General features: G+C 30.2%; 15 protein-coding genes. All 15 read left to right on the top strand.

Annotated features, from left to right (window positions below; all coding sequences use genetic code 4):
- Positions 1-17: 17 nt before the first annotated feature.
- Positions 18-1,859 carry a hypothetical protein gene (locus tag AACK87_RS04200; RefSeq protein ID WP_338971962.1) on the top strand — a complete coding sequence of 614 codons (1,842 nt, stop codon included), beginning with the start codon at positions 18-20 and terminating at the stop codon, positions 1,857-1,859.
- A gap of 85 nt (positions 1,860-1,944) precedes the next feature.
- Complete coding sequence (locus AACK87_RS04195; protein WP_338971959.1) at positions 1,945-3,786, top strand: hypothetical protein; 1,842 nt, start codon at positions 1,945-1,947, stop codon at positions 3,784-3,786.
- Between the two features lie 710 nt (positions 3,787-4,496).
- Complete coding sequence (gene msrA / locus AACK87_RS04190) at positions 4,497-4,979, top strand: peptide-methionine (S)-S-oxide reductase MsrA (protein WP_338971956.1); 483 nt, start codon at positions 4,497-4,499, stop codon at positions 4,977-4,979.
- A 101-nt stretch (positions 4,980-5,080) separates the two neighbouring features.
- The gene (locus AACK87_RS04185; RefSeq protein ID WP_338971953.1) at positions 5,081-6,949 is read left to right on the top strand and encodes a hypothetical protein; all 1,869 of its coding nucleotides are present in this window, start codon (positions 5,081-5,083) and stop codon (positions 6,947-6,949) included.
- Positions 6,950-6,983: 34 nt separating this feature from the next.
- Entirely contained in the window at positions 6,984-8,372 is a 1,389-nt protein-coding gene (locus tag AACK87_RS04180; protein ID WP_338971951.1) for a phosphatase PAP2 family protein, read from the top strand.
- A 187-nt stretch (positions 8,373-8,559) separates the two neighbouring features.
- A complete protein-coding gene (locus tag AACK87_RS04175) occupies positions 8,560-8,877 on the top strand; it encodes a PTS lactose/cellobiose transporter subunit IIA (protein WP_338971949.1) in 318 nt (105 codons plus the stop codon).
- A gap of 55 nt (positions 8,878-8,932) precedes the next feature.
- Positions 8,933-10,036: a MupG family TIM beta-alpha barrel fold protein gene (locus tag AACK87_RS04170; RefSeq protein ID WP_338971948.1), complete on the top strand. Its 1,104-nt coding sequence runs from the start codon at positions 8,933-8,935 to the stop codon at positions 10,034-10,036.
- A 108-nt stretch (positions 10,037-10,144) separates the two neighbouring features.
- On the top strand, positions 10,145-10,456 hold the full coding sequence (locus AACK87_RS04165) for a hypothetical protein (RefSeq protein ID WP_338971946.1): 312 nt from the start codon (positions 10,145-10,147) through the stop codon (positions 10,454-10,456).
- A gap of 18 nt (positions 10,457-10,474) precedes the next feature.
- Positions 10,475-12,526 carry a PTS transporter subunit EIIC gene (locus AACK87_RS04160; RefSeq protein WP_338971943.1) on the top strand — a complete coding sequence of 684 codons (2,052 nt, stop codon included), beginning with the start codon at positions 10,475-10,477 and terminating at the stop codon, positions 12,524-12,526.
- Entirely contained in the window at positions 12,526-12,834 is a 309-nt protein-coding gene (locus tag AACK87_RS04155) for a hypothetical protein (RefSeq protein WP_338971941.1), read from the top strand. Before AACK87_RS04160 ends, AACK87_RS04155 begins: the two co-directional genes overlap by 1 nt.
- 9 nt (positions 12,835-12,843) lie before the next feature.
- The gene (locus AACK87_RS04150; RefSeq protein ID WP_338971939.1) at positions 12,844-13,950 is read left to right on the top strand and encodes a MupG family TIM beta-alpha barrel fold protein; all 1,107 of its coding nucleotides are present in this window, start codon (positions 12,844-12,846) and stop codon (positions 13,948-13,950) included.
- Positions 13,951-13,956: 6 nt separating this feature from the next.
- A complete protein-coding gene (locus AACK87_RS04145) occupies positions 13,957-14,784 on the top strand; it encodes a hypothetical protein (RefSeq protein WP_338971937.1) in 828 nt (275 codons plus the stop codon).
- A gap of 173 nt (positions 14,785-14,957) precedes the next feature.
- On the top strand, positions 14,958-15,740 hold the full coding sequence (locus AACK87_RS04140; RefSeq protein ID WP_338971935.1) for a MurR/RpiR family transcriptional regulator: 783 nt from the start codon (positions 14,958-14,960) through the stop codon (positions 15,738-15,740).
- Between the two features lie 93 nt (positions 15,741-15,833).
- A complete protein-coding gene (locus AACK87_RS04135) occupies positions 15,834-17,561 on the top strand; it encodes a PTS transporter subunit EIIC (RefSeq protein ID WP_338971932.1) in 1,728 nt (575 codons plus the stop codon).
- A gap of 16 nt (positions 17,562-17,577) precedes the next feature.
- Positions 17,578-18,474: an N-acetylmuramic acid 6-phosphate etherase gene (murQ, locus tag AACK87_RS04130; RefSeq protein WP_338971930.1), complete on the top strand. Its 897-nt coding sequence runs from the start codon at positions 17,578-17,580 to the stop codon at positions 18,472-18,474.
- The last annotated feature ends 33 nt before the right edge of the window (positions 18,475-18,507 follow it).

Genomic DNA, 18,507 nt, shown 5'->3' with positions numbered 1-18,507 from the left:
TTATCAGGGGGTGAATTATGAAGAAATTATTTAGTATTCTAGCAGCTTCAAGTCTATTGGTCTCAGCGCCATTAACTGTTATTTCTTGTAAAAAAGTGGAAGTTGTTGAAACAATTGATTACAATTACTTAATAAACGACTTTGTGGATCAAACTGCGATTATTTTTCAGTCCCAAATTTATGAGGCATTCATACCTTGAAACTGAATGTCAGATAAAAATTTACCCCAAAGTTTATCAATGGATGAAATTAGAGAAAATGCAGATGATTTAGAGGACCAAAGCTCAAGCTTTTATAAAAAAGTCTCAAACCTAATTTATAGTATAATACCCTCAAATGAAATAAATAAAAACTTAGCAGAAAATCTTGCATCAGATATCAAATACTCTCCAATAGTAATTGATAAAGGAACCCCATTAAAAAACGGAATTAGAATCAAGTCACTTCGAGGGGAGTCTAAGGGGAGAAATTTTACCCTATTTATAGAAATGTCAACCGACATTTTCTATTTAGATAGTAGCGGATTGAGAACTTCACAAAATGTTGAAACTTTTACTTCAATTAATATTCTAGAAGTTCCCAACGTTTTGGAAGCTGGTAAAAAAATTAATGAAAGATTTAATGATATTTTATACGGAGTCAACCATGCAAATGAATATTCTTTTGAAAGTGATAAAGGTAATTTAGAAAATACATCAAATAGACTAGAAAAAGAAGGAATCGTTAGTAAAGAAGTAACTGGATTAATTAATAAAATTGATCTTCAAACCGAAATTGATCAGATCCTAAATCCAGAAATGGTTGTCAATAATTTGCAAACCAAGTTAAATCAAAACACAGTCTTAGATGCCTCAAGATTTGCTACAAAGTCTATAAGAGATTCTTTCCCCAACTCCGATCAGGAAATAGATCATTTTCGATGAGTAATGAAGGGGATGTCTGGAAACAAAGCTCTCCAGGAAGAATATTTTAATGAAATAAATAATGATACATTTCAAAAAAGTGCTCTTTTTACAGATTGAAATGTGGCTAATGAAAATGATAAATATGAAGAAGAACTATTAAAAGCCGTTGAGCAAGATCCAACTATTTCTAAGTCGATTAATCCCTATAATTTAGAATATAACTACGATAATAGCACTTTAAAGTCAGCCTTAACTTCTTACAGATCACTTTTCAAATTAGATATGAGAAGTGATAAAAGAACAATCGCCTTATTTGGAGCCAATATCACAGGAGTTGGTTTTAAATTAGATAATGAATACTATGATTTACCAAATGGAATGGTTTGTTATAGACAAAAAACAACCTTTAGTTCAACTAAAGAACTTTACGATGCTTACATGGAAGCGGCTTATTATTACCAAAGAAATCTTTTCGGTTTAGAGGGTAAAAGTATTTCTGAAGATCGTGAAGAAGTATTATATACAAAATACTATTTGGAACTTCCATTATCAATTCCCCAATTTCAAGCATCTACAGAGCAAGTGTTTACAGATGAAATCTCAAATCAAATTCTGACAAAAAATGAAAATGCTAATTATTACGCTGAAAAATTTGATTTAACTTCAAAGTGAGTTGTTCCAGGAACACTTGTTGGACCCGATAGATTTTTATATAGTGGATATACTAGACAACTCCAGCTTTTAGTGGCTCCCAATATTCGATGAAATTGTTTCCAAGTAGAAACTTATTTCTTTTCATCAGGTTTGAAACAACAAAATAAACCCAAGTTCTTCATTTATAACGCACAGTATCTACTTAAACTTGAGTTGCCATATGATGCGAAAGAAAGACGAGGAGAACTATTGAAGAGTTGAAGTCCATGAACCCTAGCAAACACTACCAATAAAGGATAAATTAACATTATCACAAAAACCCTTATTACTTCATGAGGGTTTTTCGTTATATTATTATGTTATAATTATATTAAAGAGGTAAATTATGAAGAAATTATTTAGTATTTTAGCAACCTCCAGTCTGGTTGTCTCAGCACCACTAACTGTTATTTCTTGTAAAAAAGAGGAGATTACTGAAACAATTGATTACAATTATTTAATAAACGAATTTGTAGCTGAAACTGCGATTATTTTTCAGTCCCAAATTTATGAGTCATTCATACCTTGAAACTGAATGTCAGATAAAAATTTACCCCCAAGCTTATCAATGGATGAAATTAGAGAAAATGCAGATGATTTAGAGGACCAAAGCTCAAGCTTTTATAAAAAAGTCTCAAACCTAATTTATAGTATAATACCCTCAAATGAAATAAATAAAAACTTATCAGAAAATCTGGCATCAGATATTAAATACTCTCCAATAGTAATTGATAAAGGAACCCCGTTAAAAAATGGAATTAAAATCAAGTCACTACAAGGTGAGTCCAAGGGAAGAAATTTTACCCTATTTATAGAAATATCAACCGACATTTTCTATTTGGACAGTAGCGGATTGAGAACTTCACAAAATATTGAAACTTTTACTTCAATTAATATTCTAGAAGTTCCCAACGTACTTGAAGCGGGTAAAAAAATTAATGAAAGATTTAATGATATTTTATACGGAGCCGACCATGCAAATGAATATTCTTTTGAAAGTGATAAGGGTAATTTGGAAAATACCTCAAATAGACTAGAAAAAGAAGGAATCGTTAGTAAAGAAGTAATGGGATTAATTAATAAAATTGATCTTCAAACCGGAATTGATAAAATCCTAAATCCAGAAATGGTTGTCAATAATTTAAAAACTAAGGTAAACCCTAACACAGTCTTAGATGCCTCAAGATTTGCTACAAAGTCTAGAAGAGATGCTTTGCTAGGAGACATAGATGATGAAATAGAACATTATCGATGAGTAATGAAGGGGATGTCTGGAAATAAAGCTCTCCAGGAAGAATATTTTAATGAAATAAATAGTGATACATTTCGAAAAAGTGCTCTTTTTACAGATTGAAATGTGGCTAATGAAAATGATAAATATGAAGAAGAACTATTAAAAGCCGTTGAGCAAGACCCATCTATTTCTAAGTCGATTAATCCCTATAATTTAGAATATAACTATGATAATAGTGCTTTAAAGTCAGCCTTAACTTCTTACAGATCACTTTTCGAATTAGAAATGAGAAGCGATAAAAGAACAATCGCCTTATTTGGAGCAAATATCACAGAAGTTGGTTTTAAATTAGATGATGAATACTATGATTTACCAAATGGAATGGTTTGTTATAGACAAAAAACAACCTTTAGTACAACTAAAGATCTTTACAACGCTTACATGGAAGCGGCTTATTATTACCAAAGAAATCTTTTTGGTTTAGAGGGTAAAAGTATTTCTGAAGATCGTGAAGAAGTATTATATACACAATACTATTTGGAACTTCCGTTATCAAGTCCCCAATTTTGAGTATCCACAGAGCAAGTATTTACAGATGAAATCTCAAATCAAATTCTGACAGGAAATGAAAATGCTAATTATTACGCTGAAAAATTTGATTTAACTTCAAAATGAGTTGCTCCAGGAATGCTTTTTGGACCCGACAGATTTTTATATAGTCGATATACTCAACAACTCCAGCTTTTAGTGGCTCCCAATACTCGATGAAATTTTTTCTGAGTAGAAACTTATTTCTTTTCATCAGGATTGAAACGACAAAATAAACCCAAGTTCTTCATTTATAATATACATTATCTACTTAATTTTAAATTATCATCTGACGAGAAAGAAAAACAAGAACAACTATTGAAGAGTTGAAGTCCATGAACCTCGAACCATGGCATTTTAGGATAAATTAACAATATCACAAAAACCCTTATTACTTCATAAGGGTTTTTAACTATATAATAGAGGTGATTATGAATAAAATATTAAGAATTTGAGCAACTGTAAGTTTAATTGTATATAAATTACTAACTGTAGTTTTATGTAAAAAATAAGAAATTGTCAATTGGGTCGATTGCAATTATCCTATAAAATAATTTGTGCAAAAATAGTAATAATATCTTCAAACCCTTTCCTATGAAACCTTTAAATCGCGAAGCTGAGTTTAAGATAAAAATTTGCATCCAGGTTTCACATAAATAAAATTTGTGAAAATGTTAATGATTTATCAGTGCTAATTTTTAGCATCTACAAAAAAGTTGCTCAAAAAATTTATAAAATAATCCCACAATTTGAGATAAATAGATATTTGATTGTAAACCCATCCTTATGAATTAACAATTTACCAATAATAATGGATAAAATAACACCATTAAAAAATAGTATTCCCATTGATTAAATTCAGCACAAAATCAATAAAAAATTTTGCCTTATTTATAGAAATAAACACCGATTTAAACTAGCATATAAAAAGAAATTATGGAAGTATTTTCATATGAACAAATCAATTTTAAACGTTTTTCTATTAACACTAAATCTTAAATTAATAATTAATTTCTTAGTCTATCGCCGAAATTTGGAGTAGAATTAATTAATCAATCGCTCAAAGGAGGAAAAAAATGAATCAAACAATTACATTAGCAGCGGGCTGTTTTTGAGGTGTCCAAGCTTATTTTGACAAAATTGAAGGTGTTAAAAAAACAACTGTTGGATATGCCAATGGCAACAGAGAATTTGTTACTTATGAGGAAGTCTGTTCAGAAAACACTGGCTTTGTAGAAGTGTGTCAAGTTGAATTTGAAAATAAGATAATAAGTTTAGAATCTATTTTAGAAAAATATTGATCTATTATTGATCCAACCTTAAAAAATCGTCAAGGTAATGATTTTGGTTCTCAATATCGTACAGGTATTTATTATAATATAGCGGATGAGAATTCTGCTAAAACTATCATCGATCAATCTCTAAAAAATATCGCCTTAAAGTATAGTAAGCCGATATTAACAGAAGTCAAAGCTTTAAATAACTACATAAAAGCAGAAGGAAGACATCAAAAATATTTAGAAAAAAACCCAAACGGTTATTGTCATATCAAACTATAATTAAATTTTCACCATTATGATATTTAATTTATAGATTTGCAATTAATTAAAAAAATAGTTAAAATTATATAATAGATATAAATAATTATAGGAGATACGATATGAAAAAACTACTAAGTGTCCTGGCAGCAACATCATTAATAACGTTCGCACCCCTAAGTGTGGTTGCTTGTCAAAAAGATCCATCGAAAATCAAGAATTTTGATTATGAAGATATATTAAGTAAATTTTTGGGAATTACAGAACTAGTTTTCCAACAAAATTTGGCAGAAAATTTTCAGCCATTCTTTTACTTGAGTGTTAATAATGCTCAAAATTTCTACCCAAGTTTAGATTTCGATAAACTTTGAGAATTTTTAGGAACTAAAATAGAAAATGGTCAGGGTTATGACTTTCCTGAAAATTCACCCGAAATAGAGCACTTCTCTAAATTTGTTGATCAAGTAATTGATTTAGATCAACTTAATAAGGATGCAAATCAAAGAATAACAAGCAACATCAACTTTAGAACGCTTCTGAAAAATGGTAAAAACCCATTTACAAAAAGTATTGAAGTTAAAAAAGTTGTTGCTACAGAAAAAACTAGTGATGAAAGCGCAGATAATAGAATTTTAAATTTTGAATCTACACTGACAACAACAGTGGAGTTTTTAGATGCAACTCAGAATGTCTCCACTAGAGATATTAATTTTGAGTTTTCAATGACATTATTTGAAAACGAGGAAACTGCTGATAGTTTTATCAGAATTGGTGAAGATTTAGAAAGAAACCTTTCTAATCAATATGCAAATGAGTTTGGATTTGAAAGTAACTCATATAATTCTTTGCAAATTAGTGATAATATTGAAAAACTATCAAATTTCGAAGATGTTCTTGTCAATGATATTGAACAAAAGGTTTTATTTTCAAATGAAAATAACAGAATCAATGGTAAAGATTTTAAATTTGAACCAAAAGACATCATTCAGGTTGTCAATAGCAATCATATAGTTTTAGCACAACAATTTACCCATAACAATGATCGACCGGAGCTAAGTTGAAAAGACGATTACTACCATAGAATTGAATTGATCAAAGATATTATGAAAAATGGTGGTGAAACTCTAAATGATGGGGCGAAAGAAATTTCACGTCGAAACTCCCTATACAACAATGCCTACATTTCTAAAGACTTGAAAAAGTATTTATCTAGTAAAGATAAAGTTTCGTCAGAGGTAATTAACTCTTTTAATCTATGAGCTTATTATGATTACATGACTTCTTTAAAAAATGCCGTTTCTGAGAGAAAAATTTCTTTAGATAATGGAAATTCAACTGAAAAGCAACGCCGTGTAATAGGACTTTATGGAACTCAAATTAGAGACTTAAAGTTAACATATACAAATAAATATAGTGAGCAAATTACTTTAAAAATGCCAGTCCAATTTATTGTTAATCACCAGCTCACAAGCTTTAATAATACTCAAGAACTATATGATGAATATGTTAAAGCCAACTTAATTTTTTACAGAGAATTGTTTGGCTTCGCAGATCAAGATGTTCAAAAAGAAGACTTTGATTACACATTCCAGTTCCAAAAACCAAAGAAATTTGATGATGTGATGGTTCCAGACAAATCATATAAAGCTAAGGAAGTCTTTCAACTAATGGTCGAAGAAGCTTTGAACAAATTAGAGCTTGAAAAATCTAAATATAGCATCAGTTCATTTAAAGACTATATTAATGGTTTTGGTTTTGCTGACAAAGACGTCTACTTTAAAGTAGATAGCGACGGCTATATTTACCTTTATTCTTCACAAGGAGAAAGAATAAAATACTATTTGGCAACCTCATATAGCACTGGTGATTACAACTATTCATATCAAGGACCAGATTCTTATATAAACTTTACATTGGGACACAGAGATGATCTAAAAATGGATGAACTAGGCAATGCCAAAACCCCGTGAAAATTTAAATCAATAGAATAATTATTAGCAAAATATAATTATACAAAAGGAAAAAATGAAAAAATCTATTTTTAAAAGCTGGTATATGATAACAACAGTTTCGATCGCCCTGGTATTTTTTGTTGGGTTTATATTGACATCATTTGGAAATATTGACCGCTGATTTGCTGATGTAATGGGTGAATGAATCAAAAATGACTTTATGAAATTTTGGGTTGTTTTTTACAATGAAATGGGATTTACGGCTCTATTCTTGGTATGTTCGATCTCTTTTGTTGTTTTAATAGAAAGTTTTTTTATAAGGTATAAGGAAAACAAAAAAATATATAATTTCATTTATGTAGGACACGTGCTGACTTTTGCGTTTTTCTTGAATTACAATCTAAATAGACTAATTGGGGTAATTAACGAAAATACCGGATGAGGCCCAGGAATTGATGTTGAGTACCTAACTGACAATACTTTTAAAATTATCTCGAGAATAAGTATTTTTATTATCGAAGCATCATTGTTAATTTCATTTATTTTGCTAATGCGCTTAAAAATTTCTAAATCATCTATTCTGCTTGAAAACAGAGTTTGAATATTAGCAATTAGTTCAATTTTGTTTGGAATAATTAGTTTCTTCTCCATTAATTATTTACTAAAGCAAACATTCGGAAGACCTTATTACTTAAATGTTAAATTTGAAAGATATATTGGCAAAGTTCATTTAGATGAAACTGGATTTGCTGTGGATATTGATTTAACCCCAGAGGTTAAAAAATTAGAACCCCAGCACCCAGATCTTAAACAACAAATATTGCAAAGCTACAATGAATCAAATTATTGGACACAAGCAGATGGCTATTACAAGTGGTATGAAGTAAACGGTAATTGATTTCAAAACCTACAATATTGAACAAATCTAAGGTGATTGACTTGATGAATTAAGTTTGATCATGAATATAAGCAACCTTTATGTTGACTAAACCAAGATTTTCCTTCAGGTCACACAGTCTCGGGATTTACTGGAATATACTACGCTTTATTTGCCAATGCATTAATTAAAGACGAAAGAAAACGTAAAATAACAACCAATACCTTGTTTAGTATTTGGCTCTTTAGTGAAATTTTAATGGTAAATTTACTTGTTGTTGCTAGAACTCACTATATTTCAGACACATGATTTTCTTTTGCATATTGCACATTCGCATTGATTGTTTCGCTAAAAATTAGTAATGTTACTAGTTCGAAAATAGTATTAAAAAAACGTAATAAAAAAAGGGAAGATAATTTTTTTGAAATAATTGACAATAAAATTTTTATTTTCTTCCAAGAAGATAATAAGATATTTGTTTCAAATTTTAAATCTAAAAAATGAGAAAAAAAAGTAGACAAGTATTTGGGAATAGAACAAATTGAGAAGCTCAAAGTTATTAATCAAAGCCAACAAAGTGAATAGCCGATTTGCTTAATACAAATGTTTTAATACCAAAAAACCGAACCTTGATTCGGTTTTTTTGTTCTCTTATTAGCTAAACCTTAAATACCTATTAGCTTATTTTCATTTTGAGAAACTGGTTACACAATTAACCTTAAAACCCAATTAAATTTTAAAAGTAATAAAATTTAATTGGAGGAAATGCGAAATGAATAAAGAAAAATTAGAAGAAATCTCTATGGGCTTAATTGCTAATTCGGGGATGGCCAAATCATCAGCTATGATGGCGATACAGGCTGCTAAAGAAAAAGATTTTGAAAAAGCTGACGAATTTATTGAAGAAGCTCAAAAAAGTTTGGCAATAGCTGGTCAAATTCACATGGAAGTGATCGCTCAAGAGGCGCAAGGGAATCAAGTAAGTTTCTCCCCATTATACATGCACTCAGAAGATCAAATGATTACTGCTCAGTTGGCAACTGAGTTTGCAGTTGAGATAATCTCGCTTTACAAAATAACTAAATCTTAAAATATAATGACTAAATAGTTTTAGTCATTTTTGTATTGACAAAAGGGGGATTATTATGGAAAGACAACTAGGTTTAAGCATTTATCCTGACAAGATGAGTGTTGAGGAAATAGAAAATTATTTAAAATTTGCCTTTGAAAATAACTTCACAAGAGCTTATTTTACTTTTTTACCAATTAACTTATTGGAAAATAACGCTACAACACTGTTACCACAAATTCTGAATGCTATCAAGGTAGCTAAAAAAATCGGTTTTAACATTACCGTAGATGTAAATCAAAGAATTTTAGATATCCTTAAAATTACAATTTCAGATTCAATTTGATTTCAGAAGAATCAAATTGATATAGTGCGATTAGATTTGCCGATGGATGCTCAGACCATTGCTAATTTGAGTTATAACCAAGAAAATATCAAATTCGAGTTACAAATGAGCAACCCTAATTTTGCCTTACAAGATATTCTCAGTTATGATCCTAAAAAAAGAAATTTGTTAGGGTGTCAAAATTTTTATCCACAAAACTACACAGGTCTAAGTCTTAAATTCTTTGAAAAAACTTCTCGACCTTTTGTGGAAAATGGTATAAAAACGACAAGTTACTTGACTTCGCAAAATCCTAAAGCATTTTGCTCTTGACCTAATAGTAAAAGAACCCCGACATTAGAGTGATGTCGTAATTTACCGATTACTGTGCAAGCTAAATTTATGTGAATGACAAAGCAAGTTGATGATTTGATTATTGCAAACTGTCCGGCCTTGCCTGAAGAAATTATTACGTTGGGAAAAACTGATAGATTTATTTTTGAATTAGATGTGGAACTAGAAAGCAACTTAAATCCTATTGAAAAAATTGTTATGTTTGAAAACCAACACCAAAATCGCGGGGATATCAATGACTATTTGATAAGATCGACCAAAACAAGAGTTAAGTACAAAAACGAATCTAATCCAAAAAGGATTTTACAAGTTAAATACTTTGAAGTGGGAGATATTCTAATTGGCAATGATGAATCTGGTTTATATAAAAACGAATTACAAATCGTTAAGACTAGGATACCAAAATCTGAGGATAAAAACTTAGTAGCAAAATTATCAGAAGAAAACTTAAGTCTTTTAAATTTATTTGAACCATGACTACGCTTTAAATTAATGTCTTAGTTTCTATTTATGAAACTAATTTTAAAATGACTTGTAAATATTGTTTAAAAAAAAATATTAAAGATAATTAAATCAATAGAATTTATTCTATTAGAAAGGAAAATAGTTATGAAAAAAGGATTATTGACCTGTTCGGGTGGTTTTTCAACTACCATGATGGCTCAAGCTTTAGATAACATTACCATTCCTGAGGGAATTAAGTGAGATGCTTTAGGAATTTCTGCTGGAGGTTTTTCAAATGACACCTTTACTGATTATGAAATTGTTTTAGTTTCACCTCAAATTAGATTTCGTTTTAATGAAATCAAAAAAATCTGTGATAGTAAAAATATCAAGTGTATTCAAATAGATCCTAAACTCTATGTTGCTACACAAGCAAAGCAATTATATGAAGAAATAAAATTAGAATTGGCTAAATAGCTTAGAAAGAAGAAAATTATGAATATCGAAAAGACCGATAAAGAAAAAGAAATATTCGGTCTCGAGACTCAAGTTAAAGATAAGAAAAAAGAATTATCACAATCATGAGTAAATAATAATGTAATGCCGGGTTTAACCAAGTTTGCTAACCAACGCCACATGTTGGCTTTGCGAAATGCAGTTGTAGCCAATATACCATTGATTATTATCGGGGCTTTATTTCTAATTATCCTAAACTTCCCAATCGGAAGTGGAAGTAGTGACTTATTAAGTTCAATACTTCCCCCAAGGTTAGTGACAACTTTCCAACAAATCAATCGAATGACAATGGGATTAATGTCATTTGTGACTGCCTTTGCCATTGGGTCAGAATTAGCAAAATCTTATAAAATGGACCCGACCACTGGAGGAGTTTTAACTTTCACCGCTTTTGCGATGTGAGTAGGAGCTGACATGTTATATGTTGGTTTAAATGCTGAAGGTGGATTAGCTGGAGGAGTTTGAGCTATGAATATGGCCAACATTGGTTCAAAAGGACTATTTGTTGCTATTATTTCTGGTATTGCGATGTATGAATTTTATCGTTTATGCAAAAAGTACAACATCACAATTAGAATGCCAAACGTGGTTCCAAAATCTGTTTCGAACTCATTTATAATATTAATTCCAATCCTTCTATGAGCCACTGTTGTTGGTCTAACTAGATTTTGATTAGGATTTGATTTTATTAATGACTTAGGAAAAATTTTAACTCCAATCCAAGGAGCCTTAACTGGAACTTTGCCTGGGGTTATGTTAACTGCCCTATTAATTACTATCTTTTGAATGTTGGGGATTTCAGGAGCCAGTGTTGTGGGATCTTTCTTGAGACCATTCTGAACTACTGCAATTAGTGCCAACAACGATGCTTTCAATGCTGGACTAGATATTCCTTACCTTTATCCTGAAGAGTTTCTTCAATGAGGGGTTTGAGTTGGGGGAAGTGGAGCTACTTTAGGATTACTAATATCAGCTCTACTACTAGCTAAATCAAAACAAATTAAATCTATTAGTAAAGTAAGTATTGTCCCAGGTATTTTTAATATTAATGAACCTGTAATTTTTGGTTTCCCAATAATGTTAAATGCCTTTTTATTCATACCATTTATCATAACTCCACAAATTTGTATTTTAGTGGGAGCATTATTAATGCAAGTTTTAAATGTAAGATTTGTGGCCACAGCTCCTTGAACTTTACCAGGACCAATTGGAGCGATTCTTTCAGCGGGAGTAGATTGAAAAGCAGTCTTTATTCCGCTCGCGACAATCGGAATATCAACGGTTTGTTATGCACCATTTATGATGGCATACGATAAAAGTTTATTAAAACAAGAACTGTTCTCTGAGGGAAAAGTTTACAACAAAGAGGAACACTATTCATTCTTAGGTTCACTATCATTAAAAATTAAGTGACCAAACAAATTAGAAAAAACTAACAAAACAAAAATAGATGAAATTAGAATTAAGTTCAACTATCAAAAAATAACTATAGAAAAAGAATTTAAAAATAAAATTTTATCAACTTCAACTGGTGATAAACTAGTTAACAAAGAAAACAAATTAAAAAACAATGCATTAAAAATTGATTTACAAATTGCTCTAAGGAATTTGGAATTTGAAAAAGAAGTAGCTTTAGCTAAATACCGTAAAAACGAAAATATTTGAGAAGTTGTTAAGACACAAAAATATCAAAACGATATTGTGAAACTGCAATCTAATAAAAATAAATTTATTATGGCAGAAAGTGAACTGCAAGTTCGTAACAAACAAAAAATTCACAAAAAAGAATTTAAAAATCAGTACAAAGTTATTAAGTCAGATTTCAAAAATGAAAAAGACATCTTGATCAAAAACTGAATTAAGAACAAAACTGATATTGTTAACAAAATAAAAACTACTGATAAGAACTCAGCCACTTTAATTGATACTAAAATAAAATACAGCGAATTAAAACTAGAATACTGAACTAAACGAGTAGACTTAGCTAATGAATTCAATGATAAAAAATTAATGGCAAGCGAGATGAAATAATGCAAGAAGGAATACAATTCACAATTGCTCTGGCAATAGGAATGGTAGTATTTATTATTAGTTATTTTTTAGCAGAAAAATATATCAAAAGAACTAAATTAGGATTAATATTATTTGGCACAATTGGAATGATAGCCGTCATGCTTTTAGCCGTTGGGTTATTCATGCTTTGAGCAGATAATGTTTATACCAAAACTATTACCGGAGTTCTATTTGGGATATATATTGGAATATTCTTGAATCTAGTTTCGAATCGATCATTTCGAAAAAGAAATGGCAGTTCTAAAACTCCAATAACAATAGATTAGGAGAAATTTATGTTTGACAGAAAATTGGGTATCGCTATTTATCCTGAAAAAATGGTAATATCGGAAATGAAAGATTATATCGATAAGGCTGTAGCAAATGGATTTTCAATTTTATGAAGTGCTTTACTACAACTTGATCTAAGTGATTCAAAATCAAAAGACATTTTAAAAAAGTATAAGGAAATATTTAGTTATGGTAAATCAAAAAACATGTCAATCACTATAGATGTTAACTCCAGAATTCTTAATGAAATAAAATTTAACAATGATTTAAAATTCTTTATTGATCTTGGTGTTGATGTGATACGTTTTGATTCTCCAATCGAAGCTATTAACTTAGCCAAACTAACTTTTAATGACCACAACATTGCTGTGGAATTAAATATGGATAACAATGATTATTTTGTAAATGATGTGTTATCCTATCAACCAATTCATTATCGCGTTCAAGGTAGTCATAATTTTTACCCTCAAAAAAACTGTGGGCTAACTGATGATTACTTTATCCAAACTTCTAAAAAATTTAGAGCTTTAGGTTTAAGAACAACTGCTTTTATTTCTAGTTTAAACGAAAACAAAGTTTCTAACTGAGCAATCGATGACAATTGCTGTACTCTAGAAAGTTTAAGAGATAAGGATGTTACCACTCAAGCTATTGCTCTTTGAGCAAGCGGTTTAAATGATGACATTATTATTTCTAATGCCTATGCTACTGAACAAGAACTTATAGACTTAGGTAACTTAGATCGATTTATACCAGAAATTAAAATAGCTTTACAAAAAAATGCCACTAAAATTGAGGAAGAGATTTTAAATAAAGAAATTCACTTCCGTCGCGGTGATGTAAATCCTAAATTTATTCGTTCGACACAAAGTCGAGTTAAGTTCAAAAATGATGACTTCCCTGTAAAAGAGTTAAATGATGATTTTAAAAAGGGAGACATTATCATTGGTAATAACAACTTTAGTCTTTACAAGGGTGAACTACAACTTATTATTGATGATGTAGAAAAAGATAATCGAAAAAATTTAGTAGCAAAAGTAAAAACAGACCAATTATTTTTACTAGATTACATCAAGCCTTGAACTAGATTTAAATTTAAGATTACAAAGTAAGGAATCATGAAAATGATAAAATGCAAAGTTATTTATGTTGATGGGGGAGCTACTAGTACTAAAATTCATTTCTGTGATGAGTTTAAAAATATCATTTCTACTCAGTCAGGTCCAAGATTAAATCTTGTAGCTTTTGAAAAGGAAACTTTAGCAAACCTTTTAGAAATTACTGAAATTTTAAAACCATATAAAGATTTAAAAATATACTTTGGGATTCCAGGAATCAGAATATATGATTTGAAAATAATTAAAAATATTTTCAAATCCCAATTTGTTGATATTCATTTTCTAACCGACATTGAATTACAAGCTAATTTACTTATCAATGTAGAAGAGTTCAACTTCATCAGTTTAGGTACGGGTTCTATTAATTTAGAAAAGAAAAAAAACTCTATTAGACTACTTGGTGGTTGAGGACACTTCTTTGGCGATAATGGATCAGCCTTTGATTTTGGTAATACTTGAATTCGTTTTGGGATTATCGATTTTGAAAATAACAAACTAGATAGTAAATTTATAAAAGTGACTCAGGATTTCTTTAAAATAAAAAATTTTGAGGAAATTAAAAAACTATACTTAAGTCCAGAAAATTTTAAACAAACCATTTCGGAATTTAGCGTTTATGTTTTAACAACACTAACTGAATTTTCAAAAGAAAAAGAATTGGTGGCTAAGCAAATTACTGCGAAGTTGGCCAAACAATTGGTGGAATCTAACTTTGATGCAAACCTGCCTTTCTTTGTCAGCGGAGGACTGTTAAAATCTAGAGAATACCAAAAAGCTTTTTTATCTGAGTTCACCAAAATTTCCAAAGATATAACTATTTTAAATTAAAAATTAAATGAGACATTTGTCTCATTTTTTTATATTAAATCTAAAATAATTATTTACACTTTTAAGTTGTATTATCTTTAAAAAAGAATTATAATAATAGTGATTTTAGTTTTAAAATCTATTCAATAATGTGGAAGGTTTTGCAAACCTTCATTTAAAAGGAGATGATCATATTGAAAAAATCAGCTTACTCTTTTTTAACTAACAATCGTGTCAAATCAGATTTGCTTGAATACATATGTAAAAAATTGGAGGCCAAACAAGATTTAGAGATTAATGATATTTCTAAAAACTGTTATATGTCCAAGGCGTCAATCACGCGATACTTTCAAGATAATGGATTTGATGGTTTTAGAGAGTTTAAGTTTCTTTTGCAAAATGAAAGCAAAGCTTTATTTGAACAAAAACCAGATGAAGATTTTGAAACCGAATTTATTTTTAATGTCGTTAGACAAACCTTTAATTTAAATCAAGTTGAACAATTTAAAAAAGTTCAGGATTTGCTTGAAAAATCTAATCGAATAATAATTTCTTCGGTGGGAGGTAATAACTCTGTGGCGATGGAATTAAAAACCCGATTAGATCGTCTGGGGTTCGCCAGTGAATTCAATCCCGACTATCATGGCACTTTTATAAGCATCAATAACTTGAAGTCTGGAGATATTCTTTTTGCATTCTCTTATTCTGGGGTAACTGATGAGGTTATTAAGCACGTCAAAGCTGCCAAGAAAAAGGGATGCCAGGTTATTGCTTTTACTCGTGATGAAAAAAGTTTGCTATTAGATTTAGCTGATGTAATTTTAAAGCTAGATGATTCAGAAAATACTTTAAGATTGGTAGGATTGAAATCAAAAATCTCAATGTTCTATTTAGTAATAAAACTGTTCACCTTTATTTACAATTCTAATCCTGAAAAATTTAGTAAAATCTTATTTAACAATATATATGCCAAATAATTTTCAAGTTATGGAACTGGTTCCATAACTTATTTTTTACATTGTATTATTTTTTAGTAATTATACTATTAGGTTATAGAGAGAAGGATTTATATGAAAAATGCTAAAAGTGTTGCCCAGCAAATTGGTGACATCATCGGCAAAGAAAACATAAATTCATTTACCAACTGTATGACAAGGCTTAGAGTTAATGTCAAAAACAAAGACGGTGTTGATTTAGAAGTTTTAAAAACTATGCCCGCAGTTTTAGGGGTAGTAGTTGCTGGAGATCAGCTGCAAATAATTTTAGGGCCAGGGTTTGTTAATAAGGTCAGTTTAGAATTTTCTAAGATCGTAAATTTAAAATCTCAAAAAAGTGTAGATGAAAATCTAGATGCCTTTGAAATTAAAACAGCTCAAGAAGTTAGTGATGAGAATAAAGGAAACTACCGTAATAAAAACAAAGTTCAAAACTTTTTAAGTAAAATATCAAAAGTTTTCACCCCTTTAATACCAGCTTTTATTGGTGCAGGAATTCTTTCAGGAATTGCAGGAATCATGTTATCACAAGTTCCTTTACTTCCTGATAAGACCGGACCAAACTGGTTAGGTTATGAAACTTTAAAAAGTTGATGACAAGTTATGAGTATTTCATTAACTGTTTTAACTAATGTATTTATTATTGCTGTTGGTTGAAGAATTGGTGAAGAGTGAGGTGGCAATCCAGGAATTGCAGCTTTAATGGCTGCCATGTATTGTTCATTTGTTGGACCAACAATTGTTGGGATATTTGTAGAACAAGAAGATAGTTATAACTTCTTAGGAATGTTAATTGCCAAATCTAATATCGAGTCAAATTGATTTACCGTTGGATTTGTTAACTATACTAGCGCAGGAGTTCCTATTCTTGGGGCAGCTCATGCTGGATTAATTGGAGCCATGATTTCAGCAGGAGTTACTGTTAACATTGAAAAAGGCTTTCGTCGTTTTATGCCTGGAGCTATTGATACAATCTTAACTCCGATCATTGTAATATTTTTAATGGTATTGATTAATTTCTTGTTAATTATTCCTTTAGCAGGATATTTATTCACAGCGATTTCGTGATTGTTTATTAATATTTATCAAAATCCCTTTGGAGCTGCTTTCTTAGCGGGTATCTTCTTGATTGCTCTAACTTTTGGAGTACATCAAGGATTTTTACCAGTATATTTTGCTTTAATAGAAGAAACTGGAGTAAACGGTTTATTCCCAATCATGTGTATGGGTGGAACTTCGATGGTTGGTGTAAGTATTGGACTTTGATTAATGGCTAAAAAAGGATCCACTTTAAGAAAACAAATAACTGGTGCAATCATTCCTGGATTTTTAGGAATTGGAGAACCGTTATTATATGGAATTATTTTACCAAGAGTGCGACCATTTATTGTTGCTTGTTTAACAGCCTCAATCGGAGGTTTCTATATGGGAGCTATGAGTTATTGAGCTGGGATAAACGTTGGAATGAATGCCGCCACTGGACCTGGTGGATTAACTGCTGCAATTATGATGACAACAATTGATGGTAATGTTGTAGCTGGGATTCTAACTTACTTATCAGGATTGTTGTTAACCTATATTTTAGGAGCAACGTTTAGCTGGTTTAGTTATTCAAAAATTGCTTTAAACGGTTCAAACAAAATGAAAACAATCTTTAAGAAAAATAGTGATGTTAGTCTTATGGTAAAAATTGGTTATGGATTTGCTTTCATAACAGTCATTGGAATATTTGTTACTTGAATTGTTTGGTATCAAAAAACTCCGCTAAGTGAGAGACAAAACTTAGCTAGTTTAAAAATTTAATAGAAAGAGTTTTAATATGAAGGAATTAAATTTACAAAAAATATTAACAGAGTCGGTTAACGAAAATACCCATGATTTAGATTTGAAAACTACTAATGAAATTCTAACCTTAATTAATCAAGAGGATAGCAAAATTTCTCAAGCAGTAAAAGAACAAATCCCAACAATTGGTAAAATTGTTGATCAGATTTTTATTAAGTTCCAAAATAATGGCCGCTTAATTTATTTGGGAGCTGGTTCTTCGGGAAGAATTGGGGTTTTAGACGCTAGTGAAATGTTACCCACATATGGAGTGGCAGATAAATTCTTTGGCTATATTGCCGGGGGAGATTTGGCTTTGCGTATTCCAATTGAAGGAGCTGAAGATTCTGAAGAATTAGCAGTTCAGGATTTGAAGAATATAAATCTAACAAGCAATGATACAGTAATTGGCATTGGAGCTTCAGGTCGTACACCCTATGTTATAGGGGCTTTAAAATATGCTAAGTCAATCAATGCTTTTAGTGTTGGATTATGTATGACAACTGATTCAGAATTTAGAAAATACAGTGATGGGGTTATTGAAGTAAATTCAGGACCCGAAGTTGTTACTGGAAGTACAAGAATGAAATCAGGAACTGCTACAAAAATGGTGTTAAATATGATTTCAACAACTTTAATGATTAAAAGTGGTAAAGTATATGATAATCTAATGATTGATGTTAAAGCTACCAATGAAAAATTAGTTGCTAGATGCATTAAAATAGTTAACGAACTTACCCAAACAAGTGACAACGAAAAAACTTTAGCAATTTTAAAAGAGGCTGATATGGATTGCAAATTTGCCTCTATAATGATTACAAATCAAGTAAGTTATCAAGAAGCTCAATTACTATTTGAAAAAAACCACAAAAGTTTAAGAGGTTTAATTTAGTAAATGGGATCTTATGGTTCGCTTTTAAAATCT

The organism is Spiroplasma endosymbiont of Panorpa germanica (genome assembly GCF_964019765.1).
In the GTDB taxonomy this organism is placed as follows: Bacteria; Bacillota_I; Bacilli_A; order Mycoplasmatales; family Mycoplasmataceae; genus Spiroplasma_B.
Note: the sequence above shows the minus strand (reverse complement) of the source record. Positions and strands in the feature narration are given on the sequence as shown.